Below are 254 nucleotides of genomic sequence, written 5' to 3'. Positions count from 1 at the left end.
AGGCAGATTGAGGATAGCGGGCTGTTGGCCCAGACATGATCGCGCCAACCCTTAAAGAAGCGGCTCATTCGACGGAATGCCGGGCCGTGGCGATCAACTCGGTTTTCAACCCAGTCGTGCAGCTGTTTGGGATCCGATTGAACCCATTCTCCGCTGCGCTGGGCCAGCATCACGCGGTCGCTCGGAATCGCAGGAACGCTGTCAAAAGTTAGGTTGCGCGCGCTGAAGGCGGCTTCCTCAATGGCTGCCTTCAT

At 58.7% G+C, this 254-nt stretch carries 1 pseudogene; it reads right to left on the bottom strand.

The features are described 5' to 3' along the window. Nucleotides 1-254: pseudogene (locus A3736_RS08140) on the bottom strand (hypothetical protein); the annotation flags it as partial.

This window comes from Erythrobacter sp. HI0063, assembly GCF_001635685.1.
In the GTDB taxonomy this organism is placed as follows: Bacteria; Pseudomonadota; Alphaproteobacteria; order Sphingomonadales; family Sphingomonadaceae; genus Qipengyuania.
The sequence above is the reverse complement of the archived record's forward strand: the minus strand, read 5'-3'. Positions and strand labels throughout refer to the sequence as shown.